Origin of the sequence: Nocardioides yefusunii, from assembly GCF_004014875.1 — a bacterium.
In the GTDB taxonomy this organism is placed as follows: Bacteria; Actinomycetota; Actinomycetes; order Propionibacteriales; family Nocardioidaceae; genus Nocardioides; species Nocardioides yefusunii.
Genome location: NZ_CP034929.1, coordinates 2,578,404 through 2,593,865, shown reverse-complemented (window position 1 = coordinate 2,593,865; position 15,462 = coordinate 2,578,404). Strand labels below are relative to the sequence as shown.

Annotated in this window: 16 protein-coding genes and 1 riboswitch; of the genes, 10 read left to right on the top strand and 6 right to left on the bottom strand. The window is 69.5% G+C overall.

The annotated features are described in order from the left end of the window. Position 1: 1 nt before the first annotated feature. The 4 genes from purN to EOV43_RS11795 all read left to right on the top strand — a co-directional run bounded on the left by purN (position 2) and on the right by EOV43_RS11795 (position 3,731). Complete coding sequence (purN, locus tag EOV43_RS11810) at positions 2-628, top strand: phosphoribosylglycinamide formyltransferase (RefSeq protein WP_128221458.1); 627 nt, start codon at positions 2-4, stop codon at positions 626-628. Between the two features lie 8 nt (positions 629-636). Beyond that, a riboswitch (ZMP/ZTP riboswitch) is annotated at positions 637-726 on the top strand. A gap of 29 nt (positions 727-755) precedes the next feature. Next, complete coding sequence (gene purH / locus EOV43_RS11805) at positions 756-2,381, top strand: bifunctional phosphoribosylaminoimidazolecarboxamide formyltransferase/IMP cyclohydrolase (protein ID WP_128221457.1); 1,626 nt, start codon at positions 756-758, stop codon at positions 2,379-2,381. Between the two features lie 26 nt (positions 2,382-2,407). Beyond that, a complete protein-coding gene (locus EOV43_RS11800; RefSeq protein ID WP_128221456.1) occupies positions 2,408-3,268 on the top strand; it encodes a bifunctional methylenetetrahydrofolate dehydrogenase/methenyltetrahydrofolate cyclohydrolase in 861 nt (286 codons plus the stop codon). 49 nt (positions 3,269-3,317) lie between these two features. After that, positions 3,318-3,731 (top strand): DUF3017 domain-containing protein, encoded by a 414-nt coding sequence (locus EOV43_RS11795; protein ID WP_128221455.1) that lies wholly within the window; start codon positions 3,318-3,320, stop codon positions 3,729-3,731. A gap of 20 nt (positions 3,732-3,751) precedes the next feature. On the opposite strand, the gene EOV43_RS11790 is transcribed toward EOV43_RS11795, so the two are convergent. Together EOV43_RS11790 and EOV43_RS11785 are read right to left on the bottom strand one after the other, a co-directional pair. Further along, positions 3,752-4,213: a hypothetical protein gene (locus EOV43_RS11790; RefSeq protein WP_128221454.1), complete on the bottom strand. Its 462-nt coding sequence runs from the start codon at positions 4,211-4,213 to the stop codon at positions 3,752-3,754. Positions 4,214-4,288: 75 nt separating this feature from the next. Next, complete coding sequence (locus EOV43_RS11785) at positions 4,289-5,290, bottom strand: malate dehydrogenase (RefSeq protein WP_128221453.1); 1,002 nt, start codon at positions 5,288-5,290, stop codon at positions 4,289-4,291. A gap of 158 nt (positions 5,291-5,448) precedes the next feature. On the opposite strand from EOV43_RS11785, the gene EOV43_RS11780 reads away from it, so the two are divergent. Beyond that, the gene (locus tag EOV43_RS11780) at positions 5,449-6,195 is read left to right on the top strand and encodes a hypothetical protein (RefSeq protein WP_128221452.1); all 747 of its coding nucleotides are present in this window, start codon (positions 5,449-5,451) and stop codon (positions 6,193-6,195) included. 42 nt (positions 6,196-6,237) lie between these two features. Here EOV43_RS11780 and EOV43_RS11775 read toward each other — a convergent pair whose 3' ends face one another. After that, entirely contained in the window at positions 6,238-6,999 is a 762-nt protein-coding gene (locus tag EOV43_RS11775; protein ID WP_164878675.1) for a spermidine synthase, read from the bottom strand. Positions 7,000-7,063: 64 nt separating this feature from the next. Continuing rightward, a complete protein-coding gene (locus tag EOV43_RS11770) occupies positions 7,064-7,843 on the bottom strand; it encodes an MIP family channel protein (RefSeq protein WP_128221451.1) in 780 nt (259 codons plus the stop codon). Positions 7,844-8,003: 160 nt separating this feature from the next. Here EOV43_RS11770 and EOV43_RS11765 point away from each other — a divergent pair, with 160 nt between their 5' ends. The 5 genes from EOV43_RS11765 to EOV43_RS11745 all read left to right on the top strand — a co-directional run bounded on the left by EOV43_RS11765 (position 8,004) and on the right by EOV43_RS11745 (position 14,214). Then, entirely contained in the window at positions 8,004-10,193 is a 2,190-nt protein-coding gene (locus tag EOV43_RS11765) for an NADP-dependent isocitrate dehydrogenase (RefSeq protein WP_128221450.1), read from the top strand. Between the two features lie 155 nt (positions 10,194-10,348). Further along, positions 10,349-11,644, top strand: coding sequence for an MFS transporter (locus EOV43_RS11760; RefSeq protein ID WP_128221449.1), 1,296 nt, complete (start codon positions 10,349-10,351; stop codon positions 11,642-11,644). 127 nt (positions 11,645-11,771) lie between these two features. Then, a complete protein-coding gene (gene trpS, locus EOV43_RS11755) occupies positions 11,772-12,821 on the top strand; it encodes a tryptophan--tRNA ligase (RefSeq protein ID WP_128221448.1) in 1,050 nt (349 codons plus the stop codon). Between the two features lie 4 nt (positions 12,822-12,825). Beyond that, entirely contained in the window at positions 12,826-13,335 is a 510-nt protein-coding gene (locus tag EOV43_RS11750; RefSeq protein WP_128221447.1) for a 2'-5' RNA ligase family protein, read from the top strand. A 99-nt stretch (positions 13,336-13,434) separates the two neighbouring features. Further along, a complete protein-coding gene (locus tag EOV43_RS11745) occupies positions 13,435-14,214 on the top strand; it encodes a hypothetical protein (protein ID WP_128221446.1) in 780 nt (259 codons plus the stop codon). Between the two features lie 86 nt (positions 14,215-14,300). Here EOV43_RS11745 and EOV43_RS11740 read toward each other — a convergent pair whose 3' ends face one another. Together EOV43_RS11740 and EOV43_RS11735 are read right to left on the bottom strand one after the other, a co-directional pair. After that, the gene (locus EOV43_RS11740; protein ID WP_128221445.1) at positions 14,301-14,615 is read right to left on the bottom strand and encodes a DUF2218 domain-containing protein; all 315 of its coding nucleotides are present in this window, start codon (positions 14,613-14,615) and stop codon (positions 14,301-14,303) included. After that, a complete protein-coding gene (locus EOV43_RS11735) occupies positions 14,612-15,304 on the bottom strand; it encodes a PadR family transcriptional regulator (RefSeq protein ID WP_164878676.1) in 693 nt (230 codons plus the stop codon). Before EOV43_RS11735 ends, EOV43_RS11740 begins: the two co-directional genes overlap by 4 nt. Positions 15,305-15,462: the final 158 nt, after the last annotated feature.

The window sequence follows — 15,462 nt, the reverse complement described above, 5'->3', positions numbered from 1 at the left end:
CGTGCCCAAGCCGACTCACACTCCTGCCCGTCTCGTCGTTCTGGTGTCCGGTTCGGGCACCAATCTGCAGGCCATCCTGGATGCCTGCGAGGACCCGGCCTACGGCGCGCAGGTCGTCGCCGTCGGTGCCGACCGTCACGACATCGAGGGGTTGGCCCGCGCCGAGCGCAAGGGCATCCCGACCTTCGTGAAGCGCCTGGGCGACCACGACTCCCGTGACGCGTGGGACCGCGCCCTCACCCGCGCCGTTGCCGGCTTCGAGCCCGACCTCGTCGTCCTGGCCGGCTTCATGAAGCTCGTCAGTGCTGAGTTCCTGGCTGCCTTCCCGCAGGCCGTCGTCAACACCCACCCGGCGCTCTCGCCGTCGTTCCCCGGGACGAAGGGCCCCGCCGACGCCCTCGCGTACGGCGTCAAGGTCACCGGGTGCACGCTGTTCGTCGTCGACCCGGGCGTCGACACCGGCCAGATCATCGCGCAGAGCGTCGTGCCGGTCGAGGACGACGACACCGTGGAGACGCTGCACGAGCGGATCAAGGTCGCCGAGCGCGTCATGCTCGTCGACAACGTGGGACGTATGTCACGCGAGGGTTGGAGCGTCGACGGTCGTCGCGTCCGCCTCGGCATCTGAGCGTTACACTTTCTTCACACGACTGGCGCAGGTGGGCAACCACCGGGGAGTGGCCCCGAACGGGGTACTGACGAGCATCGACCGCCTGGGTGCTCTCTCCACGTGACAACCACCCCGAGGAGAAGCAGTGTCTTCCGTTCCCACCGCCCACGACTACAGCGCCGACAAGCAGGTCCCGATCAAGCGGGCCCTCGTCTCGGTCTTCGACAAGACCGGTCTCGACGAACTGGTCAAGGGCCTGCACGAGGCCGGCGTCGAGCTCGTCTCGACCGGTGGCTCCGCCGCCCTGATCGAGAGCCTCGGCCTGCCCGTCACCAAGGTGGAGGAGCTGACCGGCTTCCCCGAGTGCCTCGACGGTCGCGTCAAGACCCTGCACCCGCGCGTCCACGCCGGTGTGCTGGCTGACCGCCGCATCCAGAACCACATCGACCAGCTCGACGAGCTCGGTGTCGAGCCCTTCGACCTCGTCGTCGTGAACCTGTACCCGTTCGCCGCGACCGTCGCCGCCGGCGGCACGGTCGAGGAGATCATCGAGAAGATCGACATCGGCGGCCCGACGATGGTCCGCGCCGCCGCCAAGAACCACCCCAGCGTCGCGATCGTCACCGACGGTGCCGACTATGCTGCCGCGCTCGCCGCAGCCCGCAACGGTGGCTTCACCTACGCCGAGCGCAAGGCTCTGGCGCTCAAGGCGTTCGTCCACACTGCTTCCTACGACACCGACGTCGCCACCTGGATGGGTTCCGTCCTGGTCGACTCCTCGGTCAACGACGAGGGCGTCGCTGACGGCTTCGCCGCCTGGACCGGCTCGACGTTCACCAAGCAGAACACCCTGCGTTACGGCGAGAACCCGCACCAGAAGGCCGCCATCTACACCGACGGTTCGGGCACCGGCCTCGCCGGCGCGCAGCAGCTGCACGGCAAGGAGATGTCGTACAACAACTACGTCGACACCGACGCCGCCCGTCGCGCCGCGAACGACTTCGACGGCCCGGCCGTCGCGATCATCAAGCACGCCAACCCCTGTGGTGTGGCCACCGCCGACGACATCGCGACCGCCCACGCCCAGGCCCACGCCTGCGACCCGGTCTCCGCGTTCGGTGGCGTCATCGCCTCCAACCGCCCCGTCTCGGTCGAGATGGCCAAGCAGGTCGCCGAGGTCTTCACCGAGGTCATCGTCGCCCCGGGCTACGAGGACGGCGCCGTGGAGATCCTCCAGGCCAAGAAGAACATCCGCATCCTGGTGTGCGGCACCGAGAACGCGACCGAGCTCGAGACCCGTCCGGTCTCCGGCGGTCTCCTCGTCCAGGAGGCCGACCGCTTCCAGGCCGAGGGCGACGACCCGGCCAACTGGACCCTCGCGACCGGTGAGGCGGCCGACGAGGCCACCCTCGCCGACCTCGCCTTCGCGTGGAAGGCCGTGCGCGCCGCGAAGTCCAACGCCATCCTGCTCGCCAAGGACGGCGGCTCGGTCGGCATCGGCATGGGCCAGGTCAACCGCGTCGACTCCTGCAAGCTGGCCGTCGAGCGCGCCAACACCCTCGCCGAGGACGGTGCTGAGCGCGCCCGCGGTTCCGTGGCTGCCTCCGACGCCTTCTTCCCGTTCGAGGACGGCCCGCAGATCCTGATCAACGCCGGCGTCAAGGCGATCGTGCAGCCCGGCGGTTCGGTGCGCGACGCACTGACCATCGAGGCCTGCAAGGCCGCGGGCGTCACCATGTACTTCACCGGCACCCGCCACTTCTTCCACTGATCTCACCGAGAACCGGAGGCAGACACATGACTGCACGCAAGCTCGACGGCACCGCCACGGCGGCCGCGATCAAGGAAGAGCTCCGCGGCCGCATCACCGCGCTCAAGGAGCAGGGCATCGTTCCCGGCCTCGGCACGATCCTGGTCGGCGACGACCCGGGTTCGCGGTGGTACGTCGGCGGCAAGCACAAGGACTGTGCGGAGGTCGGCATCGAGTCGATCCGCATCGACCTGCCCGAGACCGCCACGCAGGAGGAGATCGAGGACGCTGTCCGCAGTCTCAACGAGAACCCCGCCTGCACCGGCTACATCGTCCAGCTGCCGCTCCCGCGCGGTCGCGACGAGAACCGCGTCCTGGGTCTGATCGACCCCGCCAAGGACGCCGACGGCCTGCACCCCACCAACCTCGGTTGGCTGGTGCTCGGCAACGAGGCCCCGCTCCCGTGCACCCCGTTCGGCATCGTCGAGCTGCTGCGTCGTCACGACGTCAACATCAACGGTGCCGAGGTCGTGGTCGTGGGCCGTGGTGTCACCGTGGGCCGCCCGCTGGGTCTGCTCCTGACCCGCCGCAGCGAGAACGCCACCGTCACCCTGTGCCACACCGGCACCGTCGACCTCGCCGAGCACGTCCGCAAGGCCGACATCGTCGTTGCCGCCGCGGGTGTCCCCGGCATCATCACCGGCGACATGATCAAGCCTGGCGCTGCCCTGCTCGACGTCGGTGTCAGCCGCGTCGACGGCAAGATCGCCGGCGACCTGGCCGACGACGTCTGGGAGACCGCTGGTTTCGTCTCCCCGAACCCGGGCGGTGTGGGTCCGATGACCCGCGCGATGCTGCTCGCCAACGTGGTCCAGATCGCCGAGAAGCAGGCTGCCCAGCAGTCCTGACAGCGCGGCGCTTCGGCCTGATCCTGCCCCGTGCAGCAGACTGTTCACCATGCATGAAGCCGACGACCTCCCTGACACCCCCGTTCCGGGAGTCGGTGGGGAGGTCGTCGGCGTTCCGCAGCACGCCCCGACGACGGCGACCACCGGCCTGACGCCCGCAGAGGCACGTCACGCCGACGTCTCCTCGCGCTGGTTCCCCGAGACGCTCGGCGGCGTCGTCTACCTGGTGATGCTGCTCGGTGCCGTGGCCGCGGTGCTCGTGGTGGTCCTGGTGGACTGGCGCACCGGAGTGCGGATCTTCGCCGGCGTCCACGTCGTGGCTGCGCTCGCGCGACTGGTGCTTCCGGCCAGCACCGCCGGCATGCTGGCCGTGCGTTCACGAGCCACCGACGTCGTCCTGCACGTCGTGGTCGCCGGTGTCATGGTCTTCCTGGCGGGTTCGATTCCCGACCAGCCCCTCTGACCGCGCGCACCACCCGGCTCTCAGCTGACCTCTCTGCCCAGACTGATCGGGCGTCCGTCAAGCGGCTCCCAGCCCTGCGGCACGGCGGCCCATCCCTGAGGCACGGTCGCGTCGTCGCGGACGCAGTCGGTGCGCACGTGGTCAGGATCGGTGCGGTTGATCTTCAGGGCGTAGACCTCGGTCCAGCCCCAGCGCTGGTGACAGCTCAGCGGTCGATTGCCGAAGACGTCGGCGCTCCACCCCGGCTCGGGTGCGTCGTCCTGCGCGATGCAGGCGCTCCCTCCCGCGGCGGAGACGACCGGGATCTCGCCGTCGGCGCAGACCCACTCGTCCAGCAGAGGCGTGCCGGAGGCCTCCAGCCACGCAACGCCACCGGCGAGTGCCAGGAGCGGCACCGTGGCGAGCGCCGTGAACCATCGGTGTCCCCGACGACGTCGGAGCGCGGCTGAGGTCGGGGTGGGGCGGTCGTCCTGCGGCGTCATGCCCTCCAGTCTGGACACGACAGCAGGAGTGCGGATGAGCGCACGTACTCAGATCAGGCCCGGATCAGACCCGGATCAGATCAGACCCAGCGCCTGCACGGCGTCGCGTTCCTCGACCAGCTCGGCCACCGAGGCGTCGATCCGTTCCCGGGACAGGTCGTTGAGGTCCAGCCCCTCGACGATCTCCCAGTCGCCATCCGTGCAGCGCACCGGGAACGACGAGATCAGTCCCTCGGGGACGCCGTAGGCACCGGGGGAGGCGACGGCCATCGAGACCCAGTCGTCCTCACGGCCGGGGGAGCCGGTGCCGAAGAGCCAGTCCCGAGCGGCGTCGATCGTCGCGGAGGCGGCCGAAGCTGCCGAGGAGCTGCCCCGGGCCTCGATGATCGCCGCGCCTCGCTTGGCGACGGTGGGGATGAAGTCGTCGACAATCCAGGCGTCGTCCCCGACCGCCTCAGCGGCGCTGCGGTCACCGACGCGGGCGTGGAACAGGTCGGGGTACTGCGTGGAGGAGTGGTTGCCCCAGATCGTCATCCGGGAGACCTCGGTGACGGGAACCCCGACCTTCGACGCGACCTGGGCGATCGCCCGGTTGTGGTCGAGGCGGGTGAGCGCGGAGAACCGCGAGGCCGGAACGTCGGGGGCGTTGCGCATCGCGATCAGGGCGTTGGTGTTGGCCGGGTTGCCGGTCACACCGATCCGGACGTCGTCGGCCGCGACCGCGTTGAGGGCCTTGCCCTGGGCGGTGAAGATCGCCCCGTTGGCCTCCAACAGGTCGCCACGTTCCATCCCGGGGCCGCGCGGGCGGGCCCCGACCAGCAGTGCCAGGTTCACGCCGTCGAAGACCTTCTCGGCGTCCGAGCCGATCTCCACCCCGGCCAGGGTGGGGAACGCACAGTCGTCGAGCTCCATCACGACGCCCTCGAGGGACTTCAACGCCGGTTCGATCTCCAGCAGTCGCAGTTCGACGGGGCGGTCCCCGGCGAGTGCGCCGGAGACCAGACGGAACAGCAGGTTGTAGCCGATCTGACCGGCGGCACCGGTCACGGCCACCTTGAGGGGAGACTGCTGGGACACGGGGACTCCTCGGGGCTGGGCTCCAGATCTGTGGGTGGCAGACCTGTGGTGCTGGGACGGGAGTGGTGCTGTGCTTCGACTGTAGACCCGTTGTCCAGCGTCCTGGGGCGTTCGCGTGCGGTTGCGGCGCGGTTGCACGCGTCGTGCATGCTTGCGGGGTGACTGACCGGACGGAGCTCCCGCCTGCTCGCCGCCGTCGTGTGTCCACGACGCTGCGCGTCATCGCTGCCGGCGTCGTCGTGCTGTTCGTCGTGGCGTTGTTCTGGGCAATCCGCGTCGGGTCGCCGAAGGTGGCACCCACGTCGGGCGTCGACGGTCTGGACGTGCCGTGGAGTTCACCCGCTGCGGACCACTTCGTCGACGAAATCACCCACCCGTGGCTTCCGCTCACGCCCGGCGCACGGTGGGAGTTCGCCGTCGAGGTCGAGGACCGGCCCCTGACCCTCACCGTCGACGCCGCCACGGAGGTCGTCGAGGGGATCACCGCGACGGTCCTGCGTCAGGGTGAGGACTGGACGGCGCACGTCGCGCAGGACGTCGACGGCAACGTCTGGCTGCTCGCACTGGCGGTGCCCGGTGACACGGAGCGGTCCTGGAGCATCGCCGCCGGCGCTCCGGCCGGGCTCGTGCTCCCAGCTGAGCCCCGTCGCGCGGACGGTCATGCCGTCGCTGCACCGCACGGCGAGGTGACGCTGCGGCTCAGCGTCGAGGGGCCCACGAGCAGACCGGTCGAGACGGGGTCGGGGACCTACGACGACGTCCTCGTGCTGGCGCTCGCCACCGTGCCGCGCGATCCGGGGGAGTACACCCGGGAATGGACCGTTGACCTCGCCCGTGGCGTCGGCCCGGTGATGGTCTCTTCCCACGCCGACGGCGTGGCGACGCTGGAGGCCCACACCGACTGAGCCTGCTCAGTCCGCTGCTCAGTCCGTCGCCCAGGCCGTTGTTCAGGGCCGCGGACGGCCGCCACCGAACGAGTCGCGCACCGCGGTGCCGGTCAGCACCCGGTACTCGCCGGGGGAGAACCGGCCGAACGGTTCGTCCGGCAGGGCCCCTGCTGCGACCAGGACATTGCCGGGACGCTTCGCCTTGAACGTCGACGTCTCGGCACCGACGGCGATTCGTGGTGCCCACCCGTCGACGGTGCTGGACAGCGCCTCGAGACCGGCGACCACGTCGCGCACCAGCGTGAACGGTGCCCGATCGGTCAGGTTGGCCACGAAGACCCCGCCCGGAGCCAGCACCCGGACGACGTGCCCCAGGAACTCCGCACCGGTGAGGTCGACCGGTACCTGCGCGCCGTCGAAGGCGTCCAGGACGACGAGGTCGAGGGAGTCCTCACGCACGGTGCCGATCCCGGTGGCCCCGTCGACGGTGCGGACCTTGATCCCGCTGCGCGGCGGCAGCGGTGCCTCGGCCCGGACCTGCTCGACGACCTGGGCGTTGGGTTCGAGCACGATCTGCGACGAGCCCGGACGACGGACGTGGACGTAGCGCGGCAGGTTCATCGCGGCCCCTCCGACGTGGAGCACTGCGAGGCGTTCCTGCGGCAGGCGTCCGCCGGGGAGTGCGTCGATCAACGCTGCGATCCGTCGCATGTAGTCGAAGGAGAGACGCGTGGGGTCGGAGAGGTCGACGGCCGACTGCTGCATGCCGTCGAGTTCGAGGACGTAGACGTCAGGGGAGGTGCTGCTCTGCTTGCGGGCCACCCGGAGACGCTACGACGCCCCGGCCGGAAAACCGGCCGGGGCGTCGTCGGAAGAACGAGGTGGGTCAGTTGGAGCGGTCGAGGTCCTCGAAGGGCTCCTCGGGTGTGTTCTCGTCGAACGCCGGGTCCTTGCCGAACATGAACGCGTAGCTGACGCCTGCGATCGCGGCACCCACGAGCGGTGCGACGAAGAAGACCCAGACCTGACTGAGGGCGTCGCCGCCGGCGAACAGCGCGGGACCGAACGAGCGGGCCGGGTTCACCGAGGTGCCGGTGGCCGACATCGAGGCGAAGTGGATCAAGGTCAGCATCATGCCGATCGCGGCCGGCGCCAGCACGGCGGAGACCTCGGTGCGGGAGTCGGTGACGGCCAGGATCACCCAGAGGAAGACAGCGGTGAGCAGCGCCTCGATCACGAGGGCGCCGCCGAGGCTGATGCCGATCGCGGAGGCGTCGCCGAAACCGTTGGCCCCCATGCCCATGGTGTCGACGTCGTAGTTGTCGCTGGTGCCGAGGATGAAGAACAGAGCAGCACCGGCGAGGACACCGCCGACGATCTGGGAGATCCAGTAGAGCGGGACGGCCGACCACGAGAGGCGACCGGCGACGGCGGCACCGAGGGTGACGGCCGGGTTGAAGTGGCCACCGGAGATCCGGCCGACCGCAGAGGCCATCACCAGGACGGTGAGACCGAAGGCGAGGCCGGTGGTGACGTAGTGGGACGGGTGCGCGGCTTCGTTGAAGGCGCCGGTCATGACGGCGGCTCCGACGCCGAAGAAGACGAGCACGAAGGTGCCGAGCACCTCGGCGGCGACCTTGTGGCCGGTCGTGGGCTGTGAGTTCATGGGAAGTGCCCTCTCTTGTCAGGTTCCCGGGGGTGGGGCATGCGTGGTGGCTCCACAGTCTCACCGGACGTGCACCGGGACCGTCAAGGGTGAAGGGTTCCCGCGTGTCGGGTATCTTGACGTCAAGCAATCCATGAGCCGACAAGGAGTCGCTGCCACCATGGCCAAGATCATTTACACCCACACCGACGAGGCGCCGCTGCTCGCGACGTACTCGTTCCTCCCCATCGTCGAGGCGTTCTCCGCCAAGGCGGGGGTCGAGGTCGAGACCCGCGACATCTCCGTCGCCGCCCGCATCCTGGCCCAGTTCGGTCTGGCCGACGACGCTCTCGCCGAGCTCGGTGCCCTGGCCACCACGCCTGAGGCCAACATCATCAAGCTGCCGAACATCTCGGCCTCGATCCCGCAGCTCAAGGCTGCGATCGCCGAGCTGCAGGCTGCTGGCTTCGACATTCCGGACTACCCGGACAACGCCAGCACCCCCGAGGAGCTCGAGCTCCGCGCGAAGTACGACAAGGTCAAGGGTTCCGCCGTGAACCCGGTCCTGCGCGAGGGCAACTCCGACCGCCGCGCCCCCGCGTCGGTCAAGAACTACGCCAAGAAGCACCCGCACCGCATGGGCGAGTGGTCGACGGAGTCGAAGACCAACGTCGCCACCATGGGTGAGCACGACTTCAAGTCGAACGAGAAGTCGGTCACCATGCCGGCCGACGACGTCCTCGACGTCGTCCTCACCACCGAGGCCGGCGAGAAGATCGTCCTCAAGCAGGGTCTGAAGGTCCTCGAGGCCGAGGTCATCGACGCCTCCGTGCTCGAGGTCGCTCACCTCAACGCCTTCCTGCGCAACGCGATCGCTCGCGCCAAGGCCGAGGGCGTCCTGTTCTCCGCGCACCTCAAGGCCACGATGATGAAGGTCTCCGACCCGATCATCTTCGGTCACGTCGTCAAGGCGTTCTTCGCCGACGTGTTCGCCACCTACGGTGACGACCTCGCCGCTGCCGGCCTCTCGGCCAACGACGGTCTGGGCACCATCTACCCGGGTCTCGAGAAGCTCGCCAACGGCGCCGAGATCAAGGCTGCCTTCGAGAAGGCCATCGCCGAGGGCCCCGCTCTCGCCATGGTCGACTCCGACAAGGGCATCACCAACCTCCACGTCCCCTCCGACGTCATCATCGACGCCTCCATGCCCGCGATGATTCGCGCCGGCGGCATCATGTGGAACGCCGAGGGCAAGGAGCAGGACACCCTCGCGGTGATCCCGGACTCCTCCTACGCGGGCGTCTACCAGGTCGCGATCGACGACTGCCGCAAGAACGGCGCTCTCGACCCGTCCACGATGGGCACCGTCCCCAACGTCGGTCTCATGGCGAAGGCTGCCGAGGAGTACGGCTCGCACGACAAGACCTTCGAGATCCCGGCTGCCGGTACCGTCGAGGTCATCAACGCCGCGGGCGAGGTCCTCCTCTCCCACGACGTCGCCGAGGGCGACATCTGGCGCGCCTGCCAGACCAAGGACGCCTCCATCCGCGACTGGGTGAAGCTCGCCGTCACCCGCGCCCGCGCGTCGCAGACCCCCGCCATCTTCTGGCTCGACGAGGCCCGCGGCCACGACGCCCAGCTGATCGCCAAGGTCAACACCTACCTGGCCGACCACGACACCGAGGGCCTGGACATCCGCATCCTGACCCCGGAGCTGGCCACCGCCTTCACCCTCGAGCGCATGCGCAAGGGCGAGGACACCATCTCGGTGACCGGTAACGTCCTGCGTGACTACAACACCGACCTCTTCCCGATCCTCGAGCTCGGCACCTCGGCGAAGATGCTCTCCGTCGTCCCGCTGATGAACGGTGGCGGTCTGTTCGAGACCGGCGCCGGTGGTTCGGCCCCGAAGCACGTCCAGCAGCTCGTCAACGAGGACTACCTGCGTTGGGACTCGCTCGGCGAGTTCTTCGCTCTGGTTCCGTCCCTCGAGCTCTACGCCGAGCAGTCCGGCAAGCCGGGCGCCAAGGTCCTCGCGACCACGCTCGACAAGGCCACCGAGACGTTCCTCAACGAGGACCGCTCCCCGGGCCGCAAGCTGGGCACCATCGACAACCGCGGTTCGCACTTCTACCTGGCCTTCTACTGGGCCCAGGAGCTGGCTGCGCAGACCGAGGACGCCGAGCTGGCTGCCGCTTTCGCCCCGCTCGCCGCGCAGCTCGCGGAGAACGAGGAGAAGATCGTCGCCGAGCTCGTCGCCGTCCAGGGCAAGCCCGCCGACATCGGTGGCTACTACCGCCCCGACGCCGAGAAGACTGCCGCTGTCATGCGTCCGTCGGCCACCTTCAACGCCGCCCTCGCCTCGCTCTGATCCAGAGTGACGAGGCGTTCGTGAAGAGCGTCTGAACCACCCGCAGGGCCCCGGTCTCACCGCCGGGGCCCTGCGGCCATTTCAGGGCCGGGCACTCGTGACGTCGTCGTGACGAATCGGTGATCGACGCGCCCAAGGACGAGACTGGTCCACCTATGAACGTTTCTTCACCGAGCACCGACGCGGCCACCGACGCGAGCACTGCCCCGACCTCCGCCGACCCCGCCGTCGACCCGGCTGCCGGGTCGACGCCCCCGCTGACGTCGACGGGTGACCCCTACGACAGCCGCCGCTTCGTGCTCGCCGTCCTGGCCCTCGCGGTCGGTGGTTTCGCCATCGGCACCACCGAGTTCGTCTCGATGGGTCTGCTGCCGCAGATGGCTCGCGCCACCGACGTGTCGATCCCGTCGGCCGGTCACGCGATCAGTGCCTACGCGATCGGCGTCGTGATCGGCGCCCCGACGATGGCGGTGCTGGGGGCACGCTGGCCGCGTCGTAACGCGCTGCTGGGTTTCATGGCCCTCTTCGCGGTCGGCAACATCGCCACGGCCCTGGTCTCCTCCTACGACGGTCTGCTGCTGGCCCGTTTCGTCGCCGGTCTGCCGCACGGTGCGTACTTCGGTGTCGCCTCGCTGCTCGCGGCCTCGATGGCCCGACAGGGACGCGAAGGACGTGCGGTCGCGACCGTCATGATGGGCCTCTCGGTCGCCAACCTGCTCGGTGTCCCGATGGCCACGTGGCTGGGACAGACGATCGGTTGGCGCGCGGCCTACTGGGTGGTCGCCGCACTCGGCCTGTTGACGTTCGCGTTGGTCGTGGCGTGCATCCCGCGACGTCCCGGCGACGCCACCGCGTCGTGGCGCACCGAGCTGGGCGTCTTCAAGAAGCCGCAGGTACTGATCACGTTGGTCGCCGGTGCGGTCGGTTTCGGCGGCATGTTCGCCGTGTACTCCTACGTCGTCCCGACGCTGACCGAGGTCGGTGGGCTCGACGAGTCCGCGGCTCCGGTCTTCCTGTTCGTCTTCGGTCTGGGCATGGTGCTGGGCACCTGGCTGGCCGGCGAGATGTCGTCGTGGTCGATCTTCGGGTCGCTCTTCGTCGGCTCGATCGGTCAGGGTCTGTGCCTGCTCGCGTTCGCCGCGTTCGCAGCGTCGGGCTGGTGGACGTTGCCGCTGGTCATGGGCATCACGACGTTCGGTTCGATCCTGGTGGTCAACCTGCAGGTGCGACTCATGTCGGTGACCTCGGAGGCCCCCACCATCGGTGCCGCGATGAACCACGCCGCGCTCAACATGGCCAACGCGCTCGGTGCCTGGCTGGGTGGTCTCGTGATCGCTGCTGGCTGGGGCTACCGCGCGCCCGGCGTCGTCGGTTTCGGGTTGGCTGCGGTCGGTGCGTTCGTGCTGTTCGCCTCCTGGGGCCTGGAGCGCCGCACCCGCGCCGTCCTCTGACCTGCGGACCCCACCGTTCTGAGTCGTCGAACGGGCTGTTCCACGACTCGAACCGGTGGGGTGCGGGTGCCGGGTGGGCCCGGACTCGGTTCGCGACCTCGTGGGGAGGCCTGAGAGGATGGGTTCCATGTCCTCCGAGCTCACCCCCGCAGCAGACGGAAAGCCCACTGCGCGTCCGCGCATCCTTTCCGGCATCCAGCCCACCGCCGACTCGTTCCACTTCGGCAACTACCTGGGTGCGCTGCGTCAGTGGGTCAACCTGCAGGACGACTACGAGAACTTCTTCTTCATCGCCGACCTGCACGCGATCACCGTCGAGCAGGACCCGAAGGTGCTGCGTGAGCGCACCCGTCGCTCCGCGGCCCAGCTGGTGGCCATGGGCATCGACCCGGCCAAGTCGGCGATCTTCGTGCAGTCCCACGTCCCCGCGCACGCCCAGCTCGGCTGGGTGCTGCAGTGCATGACGGGCTTCGGCGAGGCCCGCCGCATGACCCAGTTCAAGGACAAGTCGGCCAAGCAGGGTGAGGGCGCCGCCTCGGTGGGCCTCTTCACCTACCCGATCCTGATGGCTGCCGACATCCTGCTCTACCGCCCCCAGTACGTCCCGGTGGGCGAGGACCAGCGTCAGCACCTCGAGCTGACCCGTGACCTCGCGGGACGCTTCAACTCGCGCTACAAGAAGACCTTCCGTCTTCCCGAGCCGTACATCATGAAGGAGACGGCGAAGATCGTCGACCTCCAGGACCCGACCCGCAAGATGTCGAAGTCCGCCTCGTCGCCGGCCGGCATCGTCGAGATGCTCGACGACCCCAAGGTCTCGGCCAAGAAGATCCGCTCCGCGGTCACCGACTCCGAGATGGAGATCCGGTTCGACGCCGCCGAGAAGCCGGGCGTCTCCAACCTCCTCACCATCCACTCCGCGATCTCCGGCACGCCGGTGGAGCAACTGGTGGAGTCCTTCGCAGGTCGCGGCTACGGTGATCTGAAGAAGGAGGTGGCCGACGTGGTGGTCGACTTCGTGACCCCGTTCCGCAACCGCACGCTCGAGCTCATGGAGGACCGCACCCACCTCGACCAGATTCTGGCCGACGGTGCTGCGCGGGCCAACGAGGTCGCCGAGCGCACCCTGCGCGACGTCTACGAGCGCGTGGGCCTGGCCCTGCCCGGCGGTCGGTGAACCCATGACCACGATCGGTGTCGCCGTCGCCATCCCCGAGCCGTGGGGTACCCGTCTGCAGGAGTACCGCACCTCGCTCGGGGACACGACGGCGCACACGATCCCCACGCACATCACGCTGATCCCGCCCACGGAGATCGACGCTGCCGACCTCCCGGCGGTCGAGCAGCACCTGGCCGAGGTGTCGGCGCGGCACGCTGCGTACCGCGTCCACCTGCGCGGCACCGGGACGTTCCGGCCGGTCTCGCCGGTGGTGTTCGTCCAGGTCTCCGAGGGCATCCCTGGCTGCGAGATGCTCGCCGCGGACCTGCGCTCCGGTCCGCTGGCGGTCGACCTCGACTTCCCGTACCACCCGCACGTGACGATCGCCCACCACCTCGACGACGCCGGCCTCGACCGTGCGTTCACCGAGCTGGCGGACTTCGACTGCGCCTTCTCCGCCGATGAGTTCCACCTCTACGTGCACGACGACGTGACGGGCTGGGTACCCAGCCGCGCCTTCGCGTTGCAGTGACGCGGGTGTGAGGGCGCGCCAGTTACCTTGCGGTGCAGAGTGTCCCTAGAATCCCGCTCATGCCGTCGTCGTGACGGCGAACGCGAGACAGGACAGTCGATGACCTCCAGCCCCCGTGCCACCTTCCGTGCGGCCCCCCGCGGCGTCGCGCTCCGCCGCCTCGGTGCCGCTGCGGCGGTGCTCCTCCTGGGCGCCGTGACCACTGCTTGCTCCGAGGGTGAGTTCGAGGTCGGCACGGCCTCCGTCGAGAGCACCGCGAGCACGGACGGGTCCGGCGCGACGCCCGGTGCCGGTGGTACGGCCACCTCCGGCACCACTCCCGCGACTGATCCTGCCGCTGCGGCCGATACGTCCGCGAACGGTGCCGTCGCCACCCCCGGCACCACCGCCGACGGCACGCCGCCGACGCTGACGCCGGTCAATGACCCCGACCTGGACCCCACCCACACCACGCTGGGGTCTTTCCACCTGCAGTTCCCGCTGGGGTGGACGGCGATCCCCGGCATCCAGGCGATGAGCGACGGCGAGACCTCCCGGATCACCGGCGGCGCGATCTACACCGCAGTGCCGGCCGCTGGCAAGGACCAAGCAGCGTGGGTCACCGAACTGATGTCCGGGGCCAGTGCGGTCACCGGCCTCGACGGCCAGCTGACCCAGTCGGAGACGATCATCCAGTCCGACGGCCGTGAGGTCTTCCACCTCGGCCAGGACTACGCCGAGGGCCGCGCCCAGCTCTACGGCTACGTCGAGGGCGACACCCTGCACCTGCTCCGCTTCGGTCTCGACGGCACCCCGGCTGCGGTCGACGTGACCGAGCGTGCCGTGGCGAGCGGCGTCCACGTCGTTCCGGTCCCGGATGCGGTGGCCACCACACCCTGACCACAGTTCCCCGGGCGTACGCCCCGGACATGCCACAGGGCCTCTCTCGCGATCGAGAGAGGCCCTGTGCTGCGTTCAGAGGTGGGTCAGGATGCCCAGGCGACCTTGAGTTCGTCGCGGGCCCCGAAGCGTTCCAGATGCCGTGTCACGACGTCCTGGACGGTCGCCAGGGATTCGTCGTCGGAGGACACGGCGGTCAGGACGATCCGGTCGGCTGCGGCGGACATCAGACAGGTGCCTGCTGCGAAGGTGACCAGCCGGCCGGCGTCGGAGTCGACGACCTCGACCTTGCGACCGAAGTGGTCGCCGAGTTGCTTGACGTAGCGATCGCCACGATCGGTGGCGACGGTGCCGACGACGGTGAGCGTCTCGGTGTGCTCAGCGGCGGGGGGAGTGCTCACTGGTTCTCCTGGGGAGTGGGAGAGGGCTCGGCGGCGAGGATGCCGTAGAGCTGGCGTCGGGTGGCGGCGAGCAAGGACCGGGCGGCCTCGCGCTGCTCGGGGGTGCCGGTTCGGTCGACCTCCTTCGCCGCACTCACGAGGGCGTGGACGTCGTCGCGGAGACTGGCCTCCGGCGAGCCCGAGCCGTCGGGGGAGAGGGCGAACGGGTCGCGGCCCCCGGCAGTCACGGCTGCTGCTGCGGCCCGACCGGCCTCGGTGAGGGTGGCCACCTTGCGTCCGGAGTCGGCGGAGACGGTGAGCAGGCCCTCGTCCTCCAGTGCTGCGAGCACCGGGTAGACGGCTCCCGGGCTGGGGCGCCAGGTCTCGCCGCTGCGCTCCGCGATCGCCTGCATGGCCTGATAGCCGTGCATCGGAGCTTCGGCGAGGACGAGGAGGACGGCACCGCGGACGTCACGACGACGTCCGCCGCGACCTCCGGGACCTCGGCCCCGTCCACCACGGCCGGGGCCGGGGCGTTCGGAGCGACGCAGGTCGCGATCGGAGTCGAAGTCGGTACCTGCGGGGGAGTGGTGCTCGGGGCGCTGGCCGCGGCGCATCTCGCGCTCGGGGCCGAAGGAGGTGGGGGAGGTGGGGCGGCGACGATCGCCGCGTCGGCCACGTCCCGGGGTGGGGTTCCGGTAGGTGTTCACGGGACCCTCCTTTCCTGAGTCGATGCCTCGACGATACATCCGCGATATATCGCGAAACAAGTCGTGAAGTCGTGACTCCCGTCACCGTACTGGTGTCGTGGAAGCGCTGCACCCAGGAGAAGAGCCCCGAAATGGGCCGAAGGCCCGGCCCCCGCGAG